We start from the raw sequence: 20,286 nt of genomic DNA, 5'->3' as shown, positions 1-20,286 counted from the left end.
AAAATAACATTAAAAAAGTTTCAGCTAGAGTAAACACTGTTTACTGAGACTGAGACTGAAGACTAAAAAATATGGAACACAATTCAACATTCCCAATAAAACAAAACCAGCTTGATATGCTTCGTGAAGAAGCAACCTCATACATTAAAAGTATCCAGTGGACACAAGGTGCACGAGCAAAAAACAAAGACAAAGACGCAAAAGACGAGTCTATTTTACTGTACCTATCAAGAGCTAATAATGGAAGTAGTGTTGATGTTACTTCGGTTTCAAAAACTATTTTAGAGCTTAAAAAGCGTTTGTTGCCAGATTCCATAGCAATACCAGTAAAGTTAAATCAAACCTTATATGCAGTTCAGGAAGGATTAGCTTTGGGTATTTGGATAAAAGACAGTTATTATGACGCCTCAGGTTTATCAACTTTAAACGAAAACAAATCCGCTTTAGATACTAGTGGAAAGCGTGAGTATGAAAGCAAAATGCAAACAGCAACAGCATTTATGTTATTTGCTACTGCGTATAATATTTTACATAATATTAAACCATATGCTTCAGACGATTTATCTGTAATGAAGCAGAAGTTTGCAGGTATTCCAGAAGTATCCTTATTATCTCCTTTAAAAGGAATTTCTTGTGCATTATTCTATTATGACAAATATTTAGGACATCCAGATATTATTAAAAGCGATAAAGATGTAACAGATTTTACTGTAGTCTATTTTGAAGCGTTAATAGACGAGATTCAACTACGTAAAAGTAGTTTAGAATATACAGCAAGTATAGAAGACAGAACTTATAAACTAGAAAACAGCGAGTTTGCTGTTTCTGGTTGGGATAACGTATTTGCAGGAACTGCAAAAAGTGTCGAGTTTAATAAAATACAGTTCGAGCAGATTGTAGGTAACAGAGATGCTAAGCATTTTGCACGTCGTTTAACAGAGCGTATGTTAAGTTACGACTTTGAAGCTAAGAAAAATCCGTTTCAAGAACTAGGTGGTTTTATGCCAGTTTTTATGGGTTATGGTATTCCAGGTACTGGTAAAAGTATGTTAATTGCTGCAATTGCAACTAGATTAAAAGAACATAGTGATAATTTAGATATACCATTTTTATTTCACCCAATGCCTGACACGTTAATAAGTACGTTTCAAGGAGGTTCTGCAGAGAAGATGGTAGAGTGGATGAAACCATTACAGGATCCAACAAAATTAATTTTTGCACCAATTGATGATGCAGAAAACAATCTGCAAGAACGTACCACACAAGGTGTGTCAGCTGGTGTAAAAGAGGTAATTGGTGTGTTTTTACGTTATACAGAAGGTGCTTATGCTGTAAATTATGGTAATAGCTCGATTGGGTTATTTACTAATTTACCAGAAATGTTAGATAAAGCAGTTATCTCTCGTGTACAAGGTCGTTTTAAAATTGATGGAGCACGTAACGAACATGATTTTATTGACCAAGATCATTTATGGTGGAGAAAGTTAGATAAGACAATGCCAGATTTTGTTAACATGAGTAGTCCTAACGATTATAATTATTTAGATGCACAGCAAGTCGCTAAAAATTTAGGTGATATTTTAGAAAAAATAGATAACCCAACAGAACAACGTGTATTAGAAACTTTTGAAAGAGTTGAACAAAAACATAAGGATACAGAGCATATGTTTTATGCACATTTGTATACAGAGATTCAGAAGATATTTCCTTTCTTCTCATCTCGTGATGTGCGTAACATACAAAAAGCAGTGTCATTACGTTTAACAGATTTTGATTTAGAACCAGATTGGTTTGAAAATCCAGAAACGTATTTCAAAAAAGATTACGATACTAAATACGGAATGTTACAAGAGTTAATGCGTGCAAATATGAAAGGCTTAGACTTTTCAGACATTAGGCGACAAGAAGTAGTGCGTTATTTAGATAACGTTGCAACCATTGCAGATACGGACTTTAAGCGTAAAGTTGATGCAAGAATTAGCCAATTAAATATCGAAACTAAAGCTAGAGAGCAGTTTGGAAAATAAAAGCATCAAATTATATCTAGGATAATTTTTAATATGGAAGAGCAAACCAAAGAAGAAGTAATAATTAAAAAAGAATCTAATCTTGGAATACAAGATTACTTATCTATTGGATATGTCTTTTTATTGATTTTAGGTGTGTTTTATCAAACTATATACTATAAATTTTTAGGTATCAATATTTTAGAATACTCGTCAATTTTAGATGTCTTAATTAGTCCAATTGCTGTTTTAACAGGTGATTTAAAATTATTGATTGGTGTTGTAATGTGTGTTGTATTTGCTTTTCTATATGCTAGGTTTATACCTAAATATTATGTTTGGTTACGAAAAAAAGAAAAATATCAATCTGGTAAAAAGAAAGAAAAATTAGAAAAAACTATAAAAGCACTTAAAGAAGGTATTAAAGGCTTAGTTGTTGTAATGATTGCACTTTGCATTTTTGGTGGATTTATTGGATTTGGAATTGGACGAGGAGGAAAAACAAGAGATAAAATTCAAAATGGTGATTTTAAATTAACACACCAGTTAATTTTTGAAGATGGAGAAACCCAAAACATTAAAATGTTAGGTAAAAATAGTTTGTATGTGTTTTATATTACCAAGGATGAAAAAGAAGTTGCTATAGCTCCAATTGATGGTAATATAAAATTGATTAAAAATTTAAAGGAAGAGTAAATTTTCTGTGGGTAAATTAAAGTAAAATAATAAAGTATACCGCTTTTGCGGAAACAAGATGCAAAAATTAAAACAAGCAAATCTATATAGAAGCGAGCTCATTCCAATAAGTGGAAAATTAGTCGAGCGTTATAATCAATGCTTAAAAAAACTTGGTTTTGCACCTACTAAGTTAAAAGAGTTTAATATAGACGGAATTGGATATAGTCCAGAAATAGCACAAGAAAAAGGGTCTACCATGTATTTAAATAATGGCGAAGCTAATCCACATGCTATTATTATTTCGCCTTTACAAAAAGGAAAACCTGTGTATTCTCCATTTCATAGTTTTGATAGAGAGATGATGAAGCAAGTCTTTCAGGTACATGGAGAAAAGATTAATGATATAACCAGAGACTCTGCAATTTGTATTGATTTTGATCAAGATATTGATGCGTTTTACGAGCCTCTAGATGTTTTAAAATACAATAAAATTTATATTAAATTTCATCTAATAGATAATTTAGATCAGATTCAAAAAGACCAGCAAAAATTAATAAATACGTTTAAAGAAGGTAATAATTTTATTGATGAAGACTTGCATGCTCAAATCTTAGAATCAGCAAAAACGTATGGAGATTTAAGAGGTCGCGATTTAAGTTTGCATAGCTTACAACATCAAACAGATTCGTTTTACACCAAGTCTTTTGGAGGTGTTTATCTGTTACGCGATTTTATTTCGCCTATTATTGTTTTTGAAAATCTTAAATGGTATAAAGAAGCTATTAAGGACACAACACATGATGTTATTATCTTTCATATAGAACAGCCAGAATTAATGGAAAAACTTAGGGATCATGTTATAATAGAGTATGATTTAGAAGCAGCATTAAATACTAGTAGATATCAACGTATTAAAAGTGTGGAGTTTGCGATGTCTTTAAAAGATACTCAGCATCCATTAAAAGATATTTTAAGTGATGAAGTGTTGTTTAAAAGTTATTTAAACAAACTAGATATTGATACCAGAAAGCGTGTTATGGGTGTCGAGTTGTATTTGCAAAAGTTAGAAATGAGTAATCAGTTTAAAATAGCAGACATTGTAGACAAAAATATGTTTAATGCTTTGCATGAACCACATTCTTCTTTAACAGCAAAACATCAAGATTTAATTTGGAAGCTATTAATAAATGTGTCTCCAAAAGATGTTTTGTTTTTGTATTGGTATGATAAAGAAGAGTTTTATAGACTGTATAATACTTGGGACGATTCTTATAAAGATTGGGTAATCGAGACTATAAGCAACAATATTTAATAAAAAATCCAGATACTATCATCTGGATTTTTTATTTTAAAATTATAATGTATTTATCGTTTTATAAACTTCTTAACAGATTTAGAAGATTTAGATTCAATTTCAATAAAGTATAAGCCTAGAGATAATTGACTAACATTTAATTGATGTTTAAATTTTGAGTTATCAAGACTAACACTGTTAATTAATCTTCCATTAATATCATAAATTGAAACAGATTTGATAGATTGTTTTGCTTCAATCATTAAAATATCACTTGCAGGATTAGGGTATAATACAAATGAATTTGAATCAAAGTTACTTAATGATAATGTTGGGTCTGCAGCAAAACTAAAGAGACCATCAATACCAGTAAAATTTGCAGTAAGTATAACACCTCCATTATAGTTTCCTATAGTAGGAGTAATAGCTTCAGTAGTCCCAGAAGTCGATTCTCTGTGTACAACAATATCGTTTCTAGTAAAAGCACCTCCAGCATTAGATACAGCGGTTTCCCAACCAGCAATTTCAGCTTCAGTAAAATAAAATGTTATTGTATTATTACCAGTTTGAGTAGTTTGTGTTGTTGTAATAGTAAATTGTTTATCCATAGCAGATAAAGAGCCAGAATTTCCTTGAAAAGCTTGTGCGCTAGTACCAGATCTTGATACAGAAACATCAATACAATCATAATCAAAACCATCGTTGTTTTCAATGTTTGCCATAATACTTCCATTTCCAGTATCATAAGCGTAAATCAATCCAGCACTTGCTAAAGGAAGAACAGCATTAGTACTGCCATCATTTATAGCAGTTTGTATTAGTGAGTCTCCATTTCCATCAACAGAAAAATTATCTATTGCTAATCCATAAGCCCAATTTCCTAAGTCACTATATAAAATTGAAACCATAACATTTGGTTCTCCAGCATAAGCTGTCAGATCAATACTTAAATTAGACCAAGAACTGTAAGAAATAAATTCATTTCCAACATTTTGCCAAGTAAAACCACTATCAGTTGATACTTGTGCAAAAGTGTCAGAAGCATATTGATTGTTACTATCTGTATGAATGATATCAAAAGACATACTAGCTGTACTTACTGATGATAAGTCAAAAGCTGTATTATACATTAAGCGTTCATTATCCATTGTGCAATTACATGCATCATCATTAATAAATGCAAAATTTGTAGTATTTCCTGCTGCACTCCAAGAGGTCGAACTTGCTGAAGTTGTATTTCCTATAGCAAAAGATGGAGTTCCGTTACCTGTTACTGTCCAATTAGATAAAGTTCCTTCAAAATCATCAGACGCAAAATTAATCTGATTTCCAACAGAAGGGTCATAATCATCATCTTTTATAGTTATTGTGTATGTGTCTTGAAAGCCTAATTGGGCATCTCCATTATTAGCATTTAGCGCTAAATCTAAAGTTATAGTTTCTTCACTTTCTATAAAAGCATCGTTATAAATTCTTAATGTACCAGTTTTGTTTGCTGTTTGCCCAGCTAAAAAGGTTACAGTATTTGGTGTAATTAATTCAAAGTCTACATTATTAGTTGCTGTACCTGAAAATGAAATGGTAACATCTGCATTATTAGAAGGCGCTAAAGCAATTCTTAATGTAAAATCAACATCTTGAAAATCACAACCTGTATTTTCGTTTAAAGTCCCACCAGCATTACTAAAGGTAATTGAAGGCGCTTCTGGATTTGGATCATCAACACCACAATTTGGCATATTTGCTCCAATTGCAGCAATAAGGTTATCACTTCGTCCATTTGATCCATTTGGACAACCACCAGTATTATGAATAGCAACTACTAAATTATCAGAATAACGTAAAACAGGAGAACCAGAACTACCTCCTTCTGTATCACAATGGTATTCTACACGATTTGGTAAAACACCTTCATTTGTTATTTTAGCAAACCCATTTGCATCTCCATTACTATCAGTATTTACTGCAATTTCCTTTCTGCGACCACCTGGATGTTGTGGGATATAAATTCTTTCATCTAAAACAGGAGGTGCAGACGATAAACTTAAATAACCATAAGTTGGCACTGGATTTACTGGTAATAAAACTAGAGTAAAATCTAAAGAGGCATCAGTTTGAATAAATGTGGATGATGTTGCTACTAAATCTGATATGGCATCAGTTGTTCCAGTGCAAGAATCATATTGATAATTAAATAAAAATTCTGTGTTTTGAGCATCTGCAGCAGAACCAATACAATGATTATTTGTCATAACATTTCCATCACATCCTAATAGCCATCCAGTACAAAGTCCACTTCCACCAATTAAAAGTCTACAAACAGCTGTAGCTTTTCTACCCATTTCTGTTCCGTCATAACATACAATAGCTTCTTTATCATCAACACTACAAATAGATTCAGTATCAAGTTCTATATTTTGAAAAGCTTCATTTATCTTGTCAAGACTATAACCATAAGCTACAATATCTATATCAAATCCATAATGAGTATTGTTTATTTGGTTGCTATGAAGCTCTATTTTAATATGGTCACTCCATATGGTTCTTGACCAAAATTCACTTATCATCTCGTTTTGTAACCCTACAATTTTTCCTTGATTTGAGTAAATAATTTCATCAAAAGTCTTTGGACTATAAACTCTAACATAATCACCAGGTTTTAAATCAAAATTTGTAAAATGAACTTTTACATATCCAGATCCATTTGATCTAAACTCTTTTTCATAAACAATTCCAGTATTGTTTGTATTATAATCAGCGTTAGATGAGAAGTTTACATTAAATTCATCAGCGATTTTTAATTGTCCATCACCTTCTTGGGCTTGTAATAAAAATAAATTTGTAAAAAGGACTAGTGTCAGTAATTTAAATTTCATATAATATAAGTATAATTAATAGCACTTAAATATAAGTTGTATTATGATTATACTAAAACATTATACTATAAATAGGATTAAGAGTTGTATTTTTAAGATTAAGTAACTACAATAATTAATGTTTGTTTACTTGTAACAATTCTTATAACTTTACTACTTATTAAAAAAAAACTTATGGGCTTAGAAATCATCATATTTATTGGGGCAATACTTTTTGGAATATTCATGTATTGGACAGAGTCTAAAAGTAATGGATTATACCGTTTTTTCAATAAGGTATTCAATAGTAAAGAGTTGCAAATGAAGCCATCGGAAAAAAAAGGTTTTATTTATAAACAAGAGTTTTTACCAAGATTAGTCTATGTTGCTATTATATTTTTAATAGCCGGATTAATACTTCAGTTTTTGACACCAATAGATATTTTTGGAAATTATTATGGAATTTCAGCTTTTGCTTCAGCAATTTTCGGGACTTTAATAGGTACCTATTTGGCAACTATTGTTTTAAAATCTGGAGAAGTTATTGAAGAGCAATCAGAATCCTTAGAAGATGTAGTTAAAGAAGGATTAAATAAAGGAAAAGAGTTTTTAAATGATTTAACTCATAAAGAAGAAAAGGTTATTAAAAAAATTAAAACCGAAATAAAAGAAGAGCCTAAAGTACAAGAAAAAAGCGCAAGAGATAGATTGAAGGATAAAGGGTTGATGTAATTTGTTTCAAAAAAAAGTTAAAAAAATTATATAGTTATTTGTTTTAAATAGGCAGTAGCTAACAAAAAGATATCATGATAAAAAATTATTGGAGTAAAGGAGGAAAGCAAAAGACTATTGTCATCATTTTAGCTATAATTTTAATAGCATTACTGTTTTTTTTAAGAGACGATTATCAACCGTTCTTACTGTTTTTGCGTAAATACATTTTTATTATACTGCTAAGCGGAATTATATTGTTTTTTGGGCTTAAAACGTTTAGAAAGTCTACATCAACAGGAAAACGTTTAGGGATTTTAGCGCTTTTATTAATCTTTTTTGGAGCCTTATATTTTATTGGTTGGCAACAAAAAATGTATGAGTATATGAAAACTTATAATGTTTTTCAGGATTTAAATAAAGTTGAAATTAATGAATTGCCTTTAACACAAAACGAACGTATCCAACCACTTCGTAATATTTTTTCTATGGCTAATGAAAGTGTGGGAGAAACAAAGGATGTCTCTTTGCCACATTTAGTAAGAATTGAAGATGAAAACAAATGGACTATGGCTATTCAGCCAACAGAAAAGTACGTTTGGCAAGGAATAAGCGATAATACTGAAGAAATTTTTGCAGTGTCAAGTACAACACCATTTCCTCGTTTTTCAAACGAGAATAGGATACCAGCAACATTTTCTATTGGAGAATCTTTAAAGTTTAGTCGTAACACATATAATGCAGTAGTACAACGTTTTAATCCTTGGATGTTATTTAATTATGAGCCAAGCGATACGTTTTACATGAAAAACGACGAAGGTCAATGGGTTGAAGTCGTTAGCTTAATAAAATGGAAAGGCTTTTTCTTTCCTTATCCAAGTTTTGGAGGTGTGATGGTAATAGATAATGGCGCACACGATTTTAATGATTATGTAGAACGTGTAACTATTGGTAAAGGAACATTTATTGCTCCAGAAGAGATGAAAAATTTCCCGTATTTAACAAGACAAAATACATTATCTGAAAAAGTATCACAACTTCAAGCAGAATCTTTAAAGTTTTTAGGTGGTTTTAGTGATCCATTACCATGGAATATGGAGACAGCAGTAAAAATACCTTTAATGCCTAAAGATCAAAACCAACAACCATTTGTTACAGATTTTGATTTTTCAGATAATAAAGTTGAAGCCTATAGTGGATTGTACCATTGGTTTGGGCTAGAACCAGTAGGAGAAGAGCGTACCAGTTTAAGTTATAGCGTATTTATACCTTCAGACGGAACAGATAAACTATATTATTTTAATCATAAAAAGCAAGGCTATGGAGGTGTTTCTGCAATGCCACTTAAAGTAAAAGAATCTAGAAAAGAATATGATTGGTCAGCAAATACTCCAGTAGAATTTAGACCATACATAAAAAACATAGCAGGACGTAAGCGTATGTTCTTTTTAGGTACAGTATCGTCTATTAGCGATTCTGACGCTAAACAGTTTGATGGATCATCAACACCAGATTTAGTTTTAATTGATAGCGAATATAAAGATGTGATTTGGATTGATGCTAAACACCCAAGTACTTGGGAAAAATCTATTTACGATCAATTAAATGAGGCTTGGAGAGCTAGTGAAGGTATTGGAGAGTATTTTGTAACAGATGACAAAGCGGTTGAAGCAATTATGAAGGATCTAAACGATCAATATATAGAAATAGATAGCACAAGTGCTGCTAATAATACAGACAATAGTAAAACTTTACAAGAACTTCAACGTCAATATGACTCAATTGTAAAGAAAACTGAAGCAGATAAAATAGAACGTTTGCAACGTAAAATAGATTCGTTAAATGGAGAATAACTTTATTAAAGTGTAACAAATTCTGGAAAAGCATAACTTATAAATAAAGATAAGTTATGGGTTACATGGGTTTAGGTATGCAAAGTTGGGTGTATAAAATGCGTCCACGCAAACCTTACTCTAAAGAAAGAAAACCCTCTTTTACAGCAGTACCAAATTATCATAGAACATTTAAATTACAACCTTCTAAAAAAATCAAGTAATTTTTACATTTATATCTCTTTAGGTTTTATAGTATTTATCGTTACTCTTTTTATATTAAAAAAGGACGACTTTACCAATTATTCAAAAAACCTTAATGACCAAGTAGCAGCTGTCCATAATAAAAGAGATAAGGAGATTTTTGACTTTTTATTGTATTGTGGTACAAACCGCTTAAAATCTGGCAACTATAAAGAAGCTTATAAAGAGTTTAATTTTGCTTATAAAATAAAGCCTAAGAATAAGCAGCTTAATTCATTAATCATTGAGATTTTAGTAGTGCTTTGTCAAAAAGATAACGAATATTGCAATAAATTAGATTGTTTTTTGATGATAAACAGATGTGATTCATCTATCATTAACTAAAAGTATTCATAAATTTCAACACAAAACAGATTAAAAGCAAAAAAATAAGACAAAAAGCATTGTCATGTCAATTTTTAATTTATTTTTGCCATGTAAATAAAGTATTTCCTACAAATAATGATTATTTAGGATGTACTGTAAATGTTAAACCCCAATTCTAACTTAGTTATGAACTGCATAAAAAGGTAACTTTTTATGACTTTAAAATTTTCTTATGAAACAAATTTATATTTTAATCTCAATGATTGCTTTGAGTGTTTTTAGTTTAAATGCTCAAACAACAGATGTAGCAACTGGAACTAACAATCCTTACAGATTAGCGCTTTCTGGAAATGATTTATATATTTCAGAATTTAATACAGGAGTTATTTCTAAATTAGATATTACTGCACCTTTGCCAACAACAAAAAGTAATGTAGTGACTGGATTAGATAGACCAATGGGATTAGTGGTTGCTGGAGACTTTCTTTATGTAACTGAGTATTATGGTAATAAAATCACTAAAATAGACATCTCTACTGCAACTCCAGTTGTTACTACTTTGGTATCTGGATTAAATAATCCAAGTGGAATTGCAATAAAAGGTAATGATTTATATTTTGCAGAAGTTGCAAGTAACACTATTTCAAAAATTGATTTAACTGCTGCTACACCAACTATTCAATCTGTTGCTACTGGACTTAACAGCCCATATGGTATTACTTTTAAAAATGACGATTTATATATTGCAGAGCTTGGTGCAAACAAAGTGTCTAAGATAGATGTTACTTCTGGAGCAACGACTGCAACAGATTTTGTTACAGGATTTAGTACACCTATAGATGTAACAACAAATGGTAACGATCTTTATGTTGCAGAGTATAGTGGTAATAAAGTGTCTAAAGTAGATTTGATGTCTGCAATTCCTGCTAAAGAAGATTTAGTAACTGGAGTTAGCTCTCCAACTGGTTTAGCAGTAAATGGTAGTGATGTTTATATTGCTGAGTTTGATGCAAATAAAATATCTAAATTTACATTACCAACTTTATCTGCTAATACATTTTCTTTAACAGATAATATAACATTATATCCAAATCCATCTAGCGATTTCATTAAGGTTTCTAACCTTAAAGGATCATTAGCTTATACGGTTTTTAACAGCTTAGGTCAACAAGTTTTAAGCGGAACTGTTGATGCTAATCAAAGTATTGATATTCAGAACCTATCTAGTGATTTATATTTATTTAAATTAGAAGACGGAAATACGTTAAAGTTTATTAAAAAATAATTAACGATACTTATAATTAAAAAGCACCAAACAAAAGTTTGGTGCTTTTTTTTATTTAAAAAAAACTAATTAAACTGTTTAAACAGGTCTTTAACAACTTGTTCAATTTGATTGTTCTTTTTCTGTTTTTCTAAAATAACAGGAGGTTTCTTACGGTCTAAGCAATCTTCAATAGGACAACGCTCGCAAGTTACACCTACATTATATTCTTTAATTTTTGGGTCATTTAAAAAAGCGATTTTTCGTTTTAATTGTTGGTTTATTAATAATCCAACACTTACACTTCTATATTGATTTGTTTTAAAAGGATCTTTAGTTGCAGAAGAAAACACTAAATATTTTTGGTTGCTTTCTGGATAGTTTGAAATTTGAATATCAAAAACATGCTCTTTTTTAGATTTTACAATGTCCTGTAATACTTTTAAAGACACCCAACGTCTACAATAATGTTCATTTGTTTCGTTGGAATGAGGCGAGTGCTGATGTGTTAAATGAAGCTCTTTTGTTAAATAAAAATTCTCGCTATTAGTTTTATGAATAAAACGTAAAAAAAATAAATTTTGAAGATTAAAGGCTTTAGGTAATATGTTTGTTAATCGTTGATAAAAAGACTCTGGAGAGGCATTAAAAGATTCAGCAATAGCTATAAACTGTTGCTTATCAAAAGTTACATTTTTAAATAATTTGGTAAGTTGTTTTGCTATAATTTTTTGTGGTAATATAAGTGATCCTGCAAAGTAAGAAGCATAAAAATTATTTAAAACTTGATCAAAATTTTCAATTTTAATCCAGGAAAAGGTGTACAATCGTTCTTGATAATTTAAATAATTAAATGCAATTTCTTTTGCATAAATAAAGCTTCTTTGCGCATCATCAATATGTGTTGCTAGTAATAAAGTTTTTGTTTTTGGAATAAAAATAGAACGCAGCTCATCTAATTCTTTATGTTTTTCTAGGTCTTTATTATTAATTGTGTAGCCAAACTCTTCAACTAAAATCTCTTCTAAATCTTTAGAGGTTATCTTTTTTGTTAAATCTATTTGGTAGGCTTTAGAAAAATTTAAAACTTCTTGTTCTAATAATTCAAAATAATTATTATTTGCCTCTTGAAAGGAACGAAGAGAAGCTAAGTAAAAACTTTCTTTACTAAAACTGTAATGCTGTGCAATTTCTATAATAGTACTTATAAATGCATTGACTTTTGCTGGTGCATTGGCAACAATATCTATTAATGTACTTTCTTTAATTCCAAAAAGCTCTAATGGTATTTCCTTTAGTATTTTAGATTTTAAAATATCTCCAATAGGAGCTAAGTTTTTATCTAGCTTCAAAGACACAAATTGGTCATAGGGTACATCTAATTTTTCAGAAAGTGTAGCAATTTTATCTGGTTTAGGATATTTTTTTCCTTTTTCTATTTCATTTAAATATGACTTAGATAAGCCAGTTAGTTTGGACAATCCAAATAATGATAAATCTCTGTCAGTCCTTATCTGTTTTAGCTTTAATCCAAAAATTAATTTTATATATTCTTCTTCCATAAAACAAATATAATAATTTTTGCGAACTAATATTTTTTTGCGAATTTAAATATTTAGCGAACGTTCGCTTGTTTTTTAGAAAACTTTGTTCTAATATTGTAGTGTAAAATCGTAACACTATGGAAAACACACTTTTAAAACAAACGAAGATTGATTTCGTAAAAGAGGTAAAAAACTATTATCCAGAAATTTTAACAGATGATGCATTGTTGTTTTTAACAGCTTTGCATGAAAAATTTAACTCTAAAAGATTAGAGTTAATCAATAGGCGAGAACAAGAACAAGTCTATTTTGATTCTGGAAAATTTCCAGAGTTTCCAAGAGAGACTAAAAATATTAGGGAAGGCAATTGGACAGCTGGAAGAATTCCATTAGACCTTAAAGACAGACGTGTAGAAATTACAGGTCCTGTGGACAGAAAAATGATTATTAATGCTTTAAATTCTGGTGCCAAAACATTTATGGCAGATTTAGAAGATAGCAATTCACCTAGTTGGAAAAACTCTATAGAAGGTCAACAAAACCTTAAGGACGCAATAAATAGAAGGATAGACTTTGTTGATGCTAAGCGTAATAAAACTTACGCATTGAATGATAAAACTGCGGTATTGTTAGTTAGACCAAGAGGTTTGCATCTATCAGAACGTCATTTAATTATTGACAACAAAGTGGCTTCTGGAAGTTTAGTAGATTTTGGTTTGTATGTGTTTCATAATACAAAAGCATTGATAGAAAACGGTACAGCTCCTTATTTTTATTTGCCAAAGTTGGAGCATTATTTAGAAGCTAGATTATGGAATGAGATTTTTGAATTTGCAGAAAACTACTTAAAAGTCCCAGTTGGTACTTTTAAAGCAACGGTTTTAATAGAAACTATTACTGCAAGTTTTCAATTAGACGAAATTATTTATGAACTAAAAGATCATATTGTTGGATTAAACTGTGGACGATGGGACTATGTTTTCTCATACATTAAAAAATTTAGAAACCATCCAAATTTTGTGGTTCCAAACAGAGATCAAGTAACGATGACGACACCTTTTATGGATGTATATTCAAAATTGGTAATACAACGCTGTCACAAAAGAGGGATTCTTGCAATAGGCGGAATGGCTGCTCAAATACCTATTAAAAATGATGAATATGCAAATTTAGCAGCATTAGAAAAAGTACGAATTGATAAAGAAAGAGAGGTAACCAATGGTCATGATGGTACTTGGGTAGCGCATCCTGCATTAGTAAAAGTTGCTTTAAATGAATTTGATAAACACATGAAAACACCTAACCAATTGCATGTGTTAAGAGACGATGTTAAAGTTACAGAAAAAGATTTAGTAGAGTTGCCTCAAGGAACTGTAACAGAAGCAGGAATAAGAAAAAATATTAATGTTGGTATACTTTATATCGAAGCTTGGTTACGTGGTCATGGAGCAGTCGCGCTTTATAATTTAATGGAAGATGCAGCAACAGCTGAAATCTCTAGAACACAAGTATGGCAATGGTTAAAAAACGAAGTCAAATTAGAAGATGGAAGAGTGTTTAATATCACTTTGTTTCAAGATATTTTTGATGACGAAATCGAAAAAATAATTACTCAAATAGGAGAAGGTAACTTGCCAAAAACAAAATTTAAGTTAGCTATTTCACTTTTCAAAACACTAGCAACACAAAAAGAATTTGAAGAGTTTTTAACCCTTCCTGCTTACCAATATATTTAAAAAAAAATGTCTCGCAACTACTGGAATAGTTAACGAGACTTAATTATCAAAATTCAGTAAAAAAAATCAATAATCAAACACAAAATTATGAAAAATTTAGCACAAAACAGTTATGGTTCAGCTTTAGAAGCAGTAAAAAACCTAAAAGCAAAGTATGGAAATGCTTGGAATGCTATTAACCCAGAAAGTGCAGCTAGAATGGTTACTCAAAATCGTTTTAATACAGGATTAGACATTGCTAAATATACAGCTGCTATTATGAGAAAAGATATGGCAGACTATGATGCAGATGCTTCAAATTACACACAATCATTAGGTTGCTGGCATGGTTTTGTTGCCCAACAAAAAATGATTGCAGTAAAAAAACATCATAAGACAACTAGTAAAAGTTATTTATACCTTTCTGGTTGGATGGTTGCAGCATTACGTTCGGAATTTGGACCATTACCAGATCAATCCATGCACGAAAAAACAGCTGTACCAAGTTTAATAGAAGAGATTTATGACTTTTTGCGTCAAGCTGATGCAATTGAGCTAAACGATTTATTTAGAAGACTAGAGTTAGGCGAAGATGTGCAAGACCAAATAGATAATTTTGAAACGCATGTGGTGCCAATTATTGCTGATATTGATGCTGGTTTTGGTAATGAAGAAGCAACGTATTTATTATCAAAAAAAATGATTCAAGCTGGAGCTTGTGCTATACAGATAGAAAATCAAGTATCAGATGCTAAACAATGTGGACATCAAGATGGAAAGGTTACTGTGCCACACGAAGATTTTATTGCAAAAATAAATGCAGTACGTTATGCTTTTTTAGAATTAGGTGTTGAAGACGGAATTATTGTAGCAAGAACAGACTCTGAAGGTGCAGGTTTAACCCAAAAGCTTCCTGTAAGTCAAGAACCAGGAGATTTAGCATCTCAATATTTAGCTTTTGTAGAAGCAGAAGACATTGCAATTAATGATGCCAGAGAAGACGATGTATTGCTTAAAAGAGATGGCAAATTAGTACGTCCTGTAAGATTGCCAAATGGTTTATATAAGTTTAAAGATGGAACAAATATAGATCGTGTTGTTTTAGACTGTATTACAAGCTTACAGAGTGGAGCAGATTTATTATGGATAGAAACGCCAACCCCAAATGTTAAGCAAATTGCGCATATGGTAAACAGGATTAAAACGGTTGTGCCTAACGCTAAATTAGTTTACAATAATTCGCCATCTTTTAATTGGACATTAAACTTCCGTAATCAAGCATATGATGAAATGTTGGAAGAAGGAAATGATATGACAGCTTATGATAGAAGTAATTTAATGGATGTAGCTTACGATGGTTCAAAACTATGTCTTCGTGCAGATCAAAAAATTAAAACGTTTCAAATGGATGGAGCAAGAGAAGCTGGTATTTTTCATCACTTAATCACTTTACCAACGTATCATACTACAGCATTACATATGAATGATTTAACTAAAGATTACTTTGGTGAAGAAGGTATGCTTGCTTATGTAAAAGGTGTACAACGTCAAGAAATTAGAAAAGAAGTATCTTGTGTAAAGCATCAAAGAATGGCTGGATCTGATCTTGGAGATGACCACAAAACATTTTTTGCAGGTGAAAAAGCTTTAAAAGCAGGAGGAGAAAATAACACCTCTAATCAATTTGAAGTTAAAAATAAAGAATCTATGCAAGCAATTGCTTAGACAAATAAAGTTTATGAAAGGCAACACAAATCGTGTTGCCTTTCTATTTAATAATAGGATAATTTTTAAACAATGAAAGGTAGAAAGTTACTAATGATTCCAGGTCCAATTGAGTTTGAACCTGAAGTATTACAAGCAATGGGAATAGCTACTAATAGCCACGTAGCACCAGATTTTATTAATGTATTTGGAAATTGTTTAGAACTAATGCGAAAGGTCTGGAAGTCACCAAAAGGACAACCCTTTATTGTTGCAGGAACAGGTACACTTGCTATGGATATGGCAATTTCTAATCTTATTGAAAAAGAAGATGATGTGCTTGTTGTTTCATCTGGTTATTTTGGCGAAAGATTTAAAGATATTTTGAATTGTTATGGAGCAAATACAACCCTTTTAGAAGCTCCAATTGGTGAAGCAGTTTCAGTTGAAGCTATAGAAAAAGAGTTGAAAAACAAATCATATAAAGCAATAACTATAACTCATGTAGATACGTCTACAGGAGTGTTAATAGACCCAAAACCTATTGCTAAATTAGCCGCAAAGTATAATGTATTAAGCATTTTAGATGGTGTTTGCTCTGTTGCTGGAGAAGAAATAAATCAAGACGAATGGGAACTTGATATTGTACTAACAGCCTCTCAAAAAGCAATTGGTGTTCCTCCAGGACTTGCGCTTTTAATGGCTTCTGAAAAAGCAATGAAAGTATGGAAAAACAGAAAAACTGTAGTGTCTAATTATTACGCAGATTGGAAAAATTGGTTACCTATAATGCAAGCTTATGAAGCTAGAAAACCCTCTTATTTTGGGACTCCTGCAGTTAATTTAATAGTCGCTTTAGAGGCTAGTTTAAAAATTATTAATAAAGAAGGAATTGATAATAGAATAAAAAGACATCAACTTTTAGCAAACGCTTTTAGAAAAGCAATAAACGCTTTAGATCTTAAAATACTACCAAACTCAAATGATATAGCAGCAAATACTTTATCAGCTGTGTATTATCCAGAATCTATAGATGGTGTTGCATTACGTACTAAAATAGCAAGTAGTGATGTAATTGTAGCTGGTGGATTACTCTCTGAAATTAAGAATAACTATTTTAGAGTTGGACATATGGGATCTGTCTCTGCAAACGATTTGGTTTCTGTATTAAGTGCATTAGAGCGTGCTTTAATTGCATTAAATTATCCAATTGCTTCTGGAAGAAGCATACAAGTTTTTCAAAATGAAATATTGAAAAATTAGATTTTTTGATGCTCTTTTATAAAGGATACTCCATTTTAATATCACAACGTTTGTAAGGACAATTAGGTTCTACTTCAACTTCAATAAACCCATATTTTCTATAAATATATATGGCGTTTTCAAGTTTTCGGCTAGAATAGAGTAGTAGTCTATTAAAACTTTGTTTTTTAGCAAAACCTAAGCAATGTTGCATTAGTTTTTGTCCTATTTTAAATCCTCTAAACTCTGGTAAAACAGCCATTTTTGTTAATTCAAAAGTGCCTTTTTCTTGTATAGGCATTAGTGCAACTGTGCCTACAATTTGATTGTTTAGTTTAGCAAAAAAAATAAAGCCACCTTTGTTTATTATATAATCAGATGGTTTACTTAGTACTTCTTCGTCATAAGGTTCTACAACAAAAAAAGTGTATAACCATTCTATATTAAGTAGATAGAAGTCTTTAGAATATTGCTGTTCAAAAGGAATTATTTCAATATTATTTTTCATTATTAATTTAAAAAACGGATAGCAAATAGTAATAGTAAAATTGAAATAACACAAACAAAAAATGTGAGATTAAAGATAGGTTTGTCAGCAATATTTTTTTTAACCAAATCGATAACCATCCATAATGGTATAGCAATGCTAAGTAATAATGCTGGTATTGTAAAAACCTCTGATAGTGTATTAAACCATTGTATTTGTACTTGGTTTATATGTAAAAACAGAAGGCTTATTATAAATATAAATACAATAAAAGCAATTCCTAAGCGTATAAACTCTACATGTAATTTAGTCATTGATTTTAGAATTAGAACGTATAAAATCTGTTATAAGGTAACTTACAAGTTTTCCAACTTGTGAAGCATTTTTGTTTTTAGCAGCAGCTTCGCATACATGTAAATATCTAGCGTTTTTTAGGCTTGCAAAGTAGTGTAAAAATTGTCTTGTTTTCTCTGCAGAAAAACCACTTGGTGTTTTTGCGCTACTTGGTACATTTATTATAGCGTCGCAATCTATTTCTATTCCAAAACTAGACTTGTTAATATGTGTTTTGGCACGTTTTAATTCATTCTTAAATTTAGTCTCTTGTCGTATTGCTATTGCTTCGTATGTATTATAATCTAAATATTTATTGTCTTTAAATTGCTTAAAAATTGCAGAAGAGGTATAGTTTTCATGTAATCCAAAAGCAAAGTATCGTTTTAAAAAACCTTCTGCGTAAGCGTAACTAAAACCATTACCACTATGTCTACCTTCCAAAGCTCTAAAATCTGTATGTGCATCAAAATTAATGCTATTTATAGGTTGTTTTAAGGCTAAACTTGTTCCTTTTATCATTCCATAAGCATTGTTATGTCCACCACCAATTGCAATAGGGATTTTTCCAGCACTTACAATTGTTGTTACTAAATCTACTACATGTTTATCTATTTCGGCAACTAATTTTCTAGCTTTGGTAATATGTTTTGGGTTGTCTTGTTTTAATTTTGATAATAATTGTTGCTCTTCAGTAAAGTCTAAATAACCAAGAATTAGTACGTTTTTAGCTAAGTTGTAATCATTACTTTGTGTATTTAACAAAATTTTAATTGTAGTATCCCAAGTGGTTGAAGCACCTGATTTACCGTAGTTTGCAAAAACACCAACGTCTTCTGGAAGACCAAAAACGACATGCTTAACGTCTAAATTTTTAAGTGTGTCGTATATATTTGAAACACTGGTTAAGATCTGAACATGTTCGCCAAATTTAGTTTCGCCAGAACGCGTATTAAGTAGATTATTTATAATTGAGTTATTAAATAAAACTAATTTATCCATTTACTTTTTTATGTAGTTTTGAAAAAATAAAATTACGTTTTTATTATTACAATTTTTAGCTAGAAAAAAGAATTAACGTTTCACAATTAAAAAATAAAATATTATGGCAAATAACACAGCAAATACAGGATTAAAAGTAGCGCTAGGAATAGCCTTAGCACTTTTTATTGGAACAGCAATATATACGTCTACTTTATATAAGGGTAAACAACAGTCAGATCAATCTAAACTGGAATTAACCCAGGAAAAGAAAGATATTTTAAGCGATTTAAATGCTTTGACTGCAAAATATGATGTTGCATTAAGCGAAAGCACTGTAACCAACCAAAACTTAATAGAAGCTAGAGAACGTATTCAAGGTTTAATAGACTCGTTAAAAGTATCAGACACAAACGTAAAAAGTTTATGGAAATATAAAAAGAAATATTTAGCACTTCAAAATGAAATGGATGTGTTGTTATCTGAAAATGATAGATTAAAAGTTGAAAACATGCAATTGGCAACAACTTTAGATAGTACTAATGTTAGATATGAAGAAAGTAAACTATTTAACGACTCTTTATTAGTACAGAACACTGCTTTAGCAGAAGTTGTTGAAAGCGCAGCAATTTTATCTACAGCTGGTTTAAAAGGGTTTGGTGTAATAGAACGTAATAACGGAAAATTAATACCAACTGAACGCGCAAGACGAAGCGATAAAATTAGAGTATGTTTTACAGTTGCTAAAAATAGATTAGTTCAACCTGGAAATAAAGAATTTTTTGTACAAGTTATAGATCCAAAAAATAATATTTTAGGTGCTAATGAGCAGGTTGTGTTTGGAGAGCAAACACTTAATTACAGTACCATTAGCAAGTTTAATTACGAAAACGGAAATTTAGATATCTGCGAGTTTGTTGAAAACACATCAGATGATAAATTTGAAAAAGGACGTTACCAAGTTAATGTCTTTAATGCAAACGAATTGGTTTCAAGTTCTGAATTTACCCTTAAATAAGAGCTTGGACTGATATTAATTATTTATTCCACTAGAAAAACCTGAAAGTTAT

At 30.6% G+C, this 20,286-nt stretch carries 15 protein-coding genes; 10 read left to right on the top strand and 5 right to left on the bottom strand.

The genetic code is table 11. The features are described from left to right. Positions 1-71 precede the first annotated feature (71 nt). Genes SJY17_RS12375 through SJY17_RS12365 form a run of 3 tightly spaced genes read left to right on the top strand, consistent with a single transcriptional unit; the run spans position 72 to position 3,996 of the window. A complete protein-coding gene (locus SJY17_RS12375; protein ID WP_397362873.1) occupies positions 72-2,027 on the top strand; it encodes an AAA family ATPase in 1,956 nt (651 codons plus the stop codon). A 33-nt stretch (positions 2,028-2,060) separates the two neighbouring features. Further along, positions 2,061-2,702 carry a hypothetical protein gene (locus SJY17_RS12370; RefSeq protein WP_397362872.1) on the top strand — a complete coding sequence of 214 codons (642 nt, stop codon included), beginning with the start codon at positions 2,061-2,063 and terminating at the stop codon, positions 2,700-2,702. 58 nt (positions 2,703-2,760) lie between these two features. Then, entirely contained in the window at positions 2,761-3,996 is a 1,236-nt protein-coding gene (locus tag SJY17_RS12365; RefSeq protein ID WP_397362871.1) for a DUF6638 family protein, read from the top strand. Positions 3,997-4,049: 53 nt separating this feature from the next. On the opposite strand, the gene SJY17_RS12360 is transcribed toward SJY17_RS12365, so the two are convergent. Further along, positions 4,050-6,854, bottom strand: coding sequence for a T9SS type A sorting domain-containing protein (locus tag SJY17_RS12360; RefSeq protein WP_397362870.1), 2,805 nt, complete (start codon positions 6,852-6,854; stop codon positions 4,050-4,052). Between the two features lie 174 nt (positions 6,855-7,028). Here SJY17_RS12360 and SJY17_RS12355 point away from each other — a divergent pair, with 174 nt between their 5' ends. The 3 genes from SJY17_RS12355 (at position 7,029) to SJY17_RS12345 (ending at position 11,231) form a co-directional block, all read left to right on the top strand. Then, positions 7,029-7,565, top strand: coding sequence for a hypothetical protein (locus tag SJY17_RS12355; protein ID WP_397362869.1), 537 nt, complete (start codon positions 7,029-7,031; stop codon positions 7,563-7,565). Positions 7,566-7,639: 74 nt separating this feature from the next. Next, positions 7,640-9,397: a hypothetical protein gene (locus tag SJY17_RS12350; RefSeq protein WP_397362868.1), complete on the top strand. Its 1,758-nt coding sequence runs from the start codon at positions 7,640-7,642 to the stop codon at positions 9,395-9,397. 781 nt (positions 9,398-10,178) lie between these two features. Next, positions 10,179-11,231, top strand: a complete 1,053-nt coding sequence (locus SJY17_RS12345) for a T9SS type A sorting domain-containing protein (RefSeq protein WP_397362867.1) — start codon at positions 10,179-10,181, stop codon at positions 11,229-11,231. A 65-nt stretch (positions 11,232-11,296) separates the two neighbouring features. Here the strand turns inward: SJY17_RS12345 and SJY17_RS12340 are convergent, their stop codons facing one another. Continuing rightward, positions 11,297-12,772 carry a helix-turn-helix domain-containing protein gene (locus SJY17_RS12340; RefSeq protein WP_397362866.1) on the bottom strand — a complete coding sequence of 492 codons (1,476 nt, stop codon included), beginning with the start codon at positions 12,770-12,772 and terminating at the stop codon, positions 11,297-11,299. Positions 12,773-12,891: 119 nt separating this feature from the next. On the opposite strand from SJY17_RS12340, the gene aceB reads away from it, so the two are divergent. The 3 genes from aceB (at position 12,892) to SJY17_RS12325 (ending at position 17,436) form a co-directional block, all read left to right on the top strand. Then, entirely contained in the window at positions 12,892-14,490 is a 1,599-nt protein-coding gene (gene aceB / locus SJY17_RS12335; protein WP_397362865.1) for a malate synthase A, read from the top strand. A gap of 87 nt (positions 14,491-14,577) precedes the next feature. Beyond that, positions 14,578-16,194 carry an isocitrate lyase gene (locus tag SJY17_RS12330; RefSeq protein WP_397362864.1) on the top strand — a complete coding sequence of 539 codons (1,617 nt, stop codon included), beginning with the start codon at positions 14,578-14,580 and terminating at the stop codon, positions 16,192-16,194. Between the two features lie 72 nt (positions 16,195-16,266). Further along, positions 16,267-17,436 carry a pyridoxal-phosphate-dependent aminotransferase family protein gene (locus SJY17_RS12325; protein ID WP_397362863.1) on the top strand — a complete coding sequence of 390 codons (1,170 nt, stop codon included), beginning with the start codon at positions 16,267-16,269 and terminating at the stop codon, positions 17,434-17,436. A 16-nt stretch (positions 17,437-17,452) separates the two neighbouring features. On the opposite strand, the gene SJY17_RS12320 is transcribed toward SJY17_RS12325, so the two are convergent. From SJY17_RS12320 to SJY17_RS12310, 3 genes are read right to left on the bottom strand one after another with little or no spacing between them, the layout of a single operon-like run. Beyond that, positions 17,453-17,923, bottom strand: coding sequence for a GNAT family N-acetyltransferase (locus tag SJY17_RS12320; RefSeq protein WP_397362862.1), 471 nt, complete (start codon positions 17,921-17,923; stop codon positions 17,453-17,455). Positions 17,924-17,925: 2 nt separating this feature from the next. Then, positions 17,926-18,216: a hypothetical protein gene (locus SJY17_RS12315; RefSeq protein WP_397362861.1), complete on the bottom strand. Its 291-nt coding sequence runs from the start codon at positions 18,214-18,216 to the stop codon at positions 17,926-17,928. Further along, complete coding sequence (locus tag SJY17_RS12310) at positions 18,209-19,237, bottom strand: formimidoylglutamase (protein WP_397362860.1); 1,029 nt, start codon at positions 19,235-19,237, stop codon at positions 18,209-18,211. Before SJY17_RS12310 ends, SJY17_RS12315 begins: the two co-directional genes overlap by 8 nt. 103 nt (positions 19,238-19,340) lie before the next feature. Here SJY17_RS12310 and SJY17_RS12305 point away from each other — a divergent pair, with 103 nt between their 5' ends. Continuing rightward, positions 19,341-20,234: a chromosome partitioning protein ParA gene (locus SJY17_RS12305; RefSeq protein WP_397362859.1), complete on the top strand. Its 894-nt coding sequence runs from the start codon at positions 19,341-19,343 to the stop codon at positions 20,232-20,234. The last annotated feature ends 52 nt before the right edge of the window (positions 20,235-20,286 follow it).

This window comes from Olleya sp. R77988 (genome assembly GCF_044594215.1).
In the GTDB taxonomy this organism is placed as follows: Bacteria; Bacteroidota; Bacteroidia; order Flavobacteriales; family Flavobacteriaceae; genus Olleya.
Note: the sequence above shows the minus strand (reverse complement) of the source record. Positions and strands in the feature narration are given on the sequence as shown.

Coding starts and splice junctions, on each gene's coding strand:
- SJY17_RS12375 (WP_397362873.1), top strand. CDS start 72: ATGGAACACAATTCAACATTCCCAATAAAACAAAACCAGCTTGATATG.
- SJY17_RS12370 (WP_397362872.1), top strand. CDS start 2,061: ATGGAAGAGCAAACCAAAGAAGAAGTAATAATTAAAAAAGAATCTAAT.
- SJY17_RS12365 (WP_397362871.1), top strand. CDS start 2,761: ATGCAAAAATTAAAACAAGCAAATCTATATAGAAGCGAGCTCATTCCA.
- SJY17_RS12360 (WP_397362870.1), bottom strand. CDS start 6,854: ATGAAATTTAAATTACTGACACTAGTCCTTTTTACAAATTTATTTTTA.
- SJY17_RS12355 (WP_397362869.1), top strand. CDS start 7,029: ATGGGCTTAGAAATCATCATATTTATTGGGGCAATACTTTTTGGAATA.
- SJY17_RS12350 (WP_397362868.1), top strand. CDS start 7,640: ATGATAAAAAATTATTGGAGTAAAGGAGGAAAGCAAAAGACTATTGTC.
- SJY17_RS12345 (WP_397362867.1), top strand. CDS start 10,179: ATGAAACAAATTTATATTTTAATCTCAATGATTGCTTTGAGTGTTTTT.
- SJY17_RS12340 (WP_397362866.1), bottom strand. CDS start 12,772: ATGGAAGAAGAATATATAAAATTAATTTTTGGATTAAAGCTAAAACAG.
- aceB (WP_397362865.1), top strand. CDS start 12,892: ATGGAAAACACACTTTTAAAACAAACGAAGATTGATTTCGTAAAAGAG.
- SJY17_RS12330 (WP_397362864.1), top strand. CDS start 14,578: ATGAAAAATTTAGCACAAAACAGTTATGGTTCAGCTTTAGAAGCAGTA.
- SJY17_RS12325 (WP_397362863.1), top strand. CDS start 16,267: ATGAAAGGTAGAAAGTTACTAATGATTCCAGGTCCAATTGAGTTTGAA.
- SJY17_RS12320 (WP_397362862.1), bottom strand. CDS start 17,923: ATGAAAAATAATATTGAAATAATTCCTTTTGAACAGCAATATTCTAAA.
- SJY17_RS12315 (WP_397362861.1), bottom strand. CDS start 18,216: ATGACTAAATTACATGTAGAGTTTATACGCTTAGGAATTGCTTTTATT.
- SJY17_RS12310 (WP_397362860.1), bottom strand. CDS start 19,237: ATGGATAAATTAGTTTTATTTAATAACTCAATTATAAATAATCTACTT.
- SJY17_RS12305 (WP_397362859.1), top strand. CDS start 19,341: ATGGCAAATAACACAGCAAATACAGGATTAAAAGTAGCGCTAGGAATA.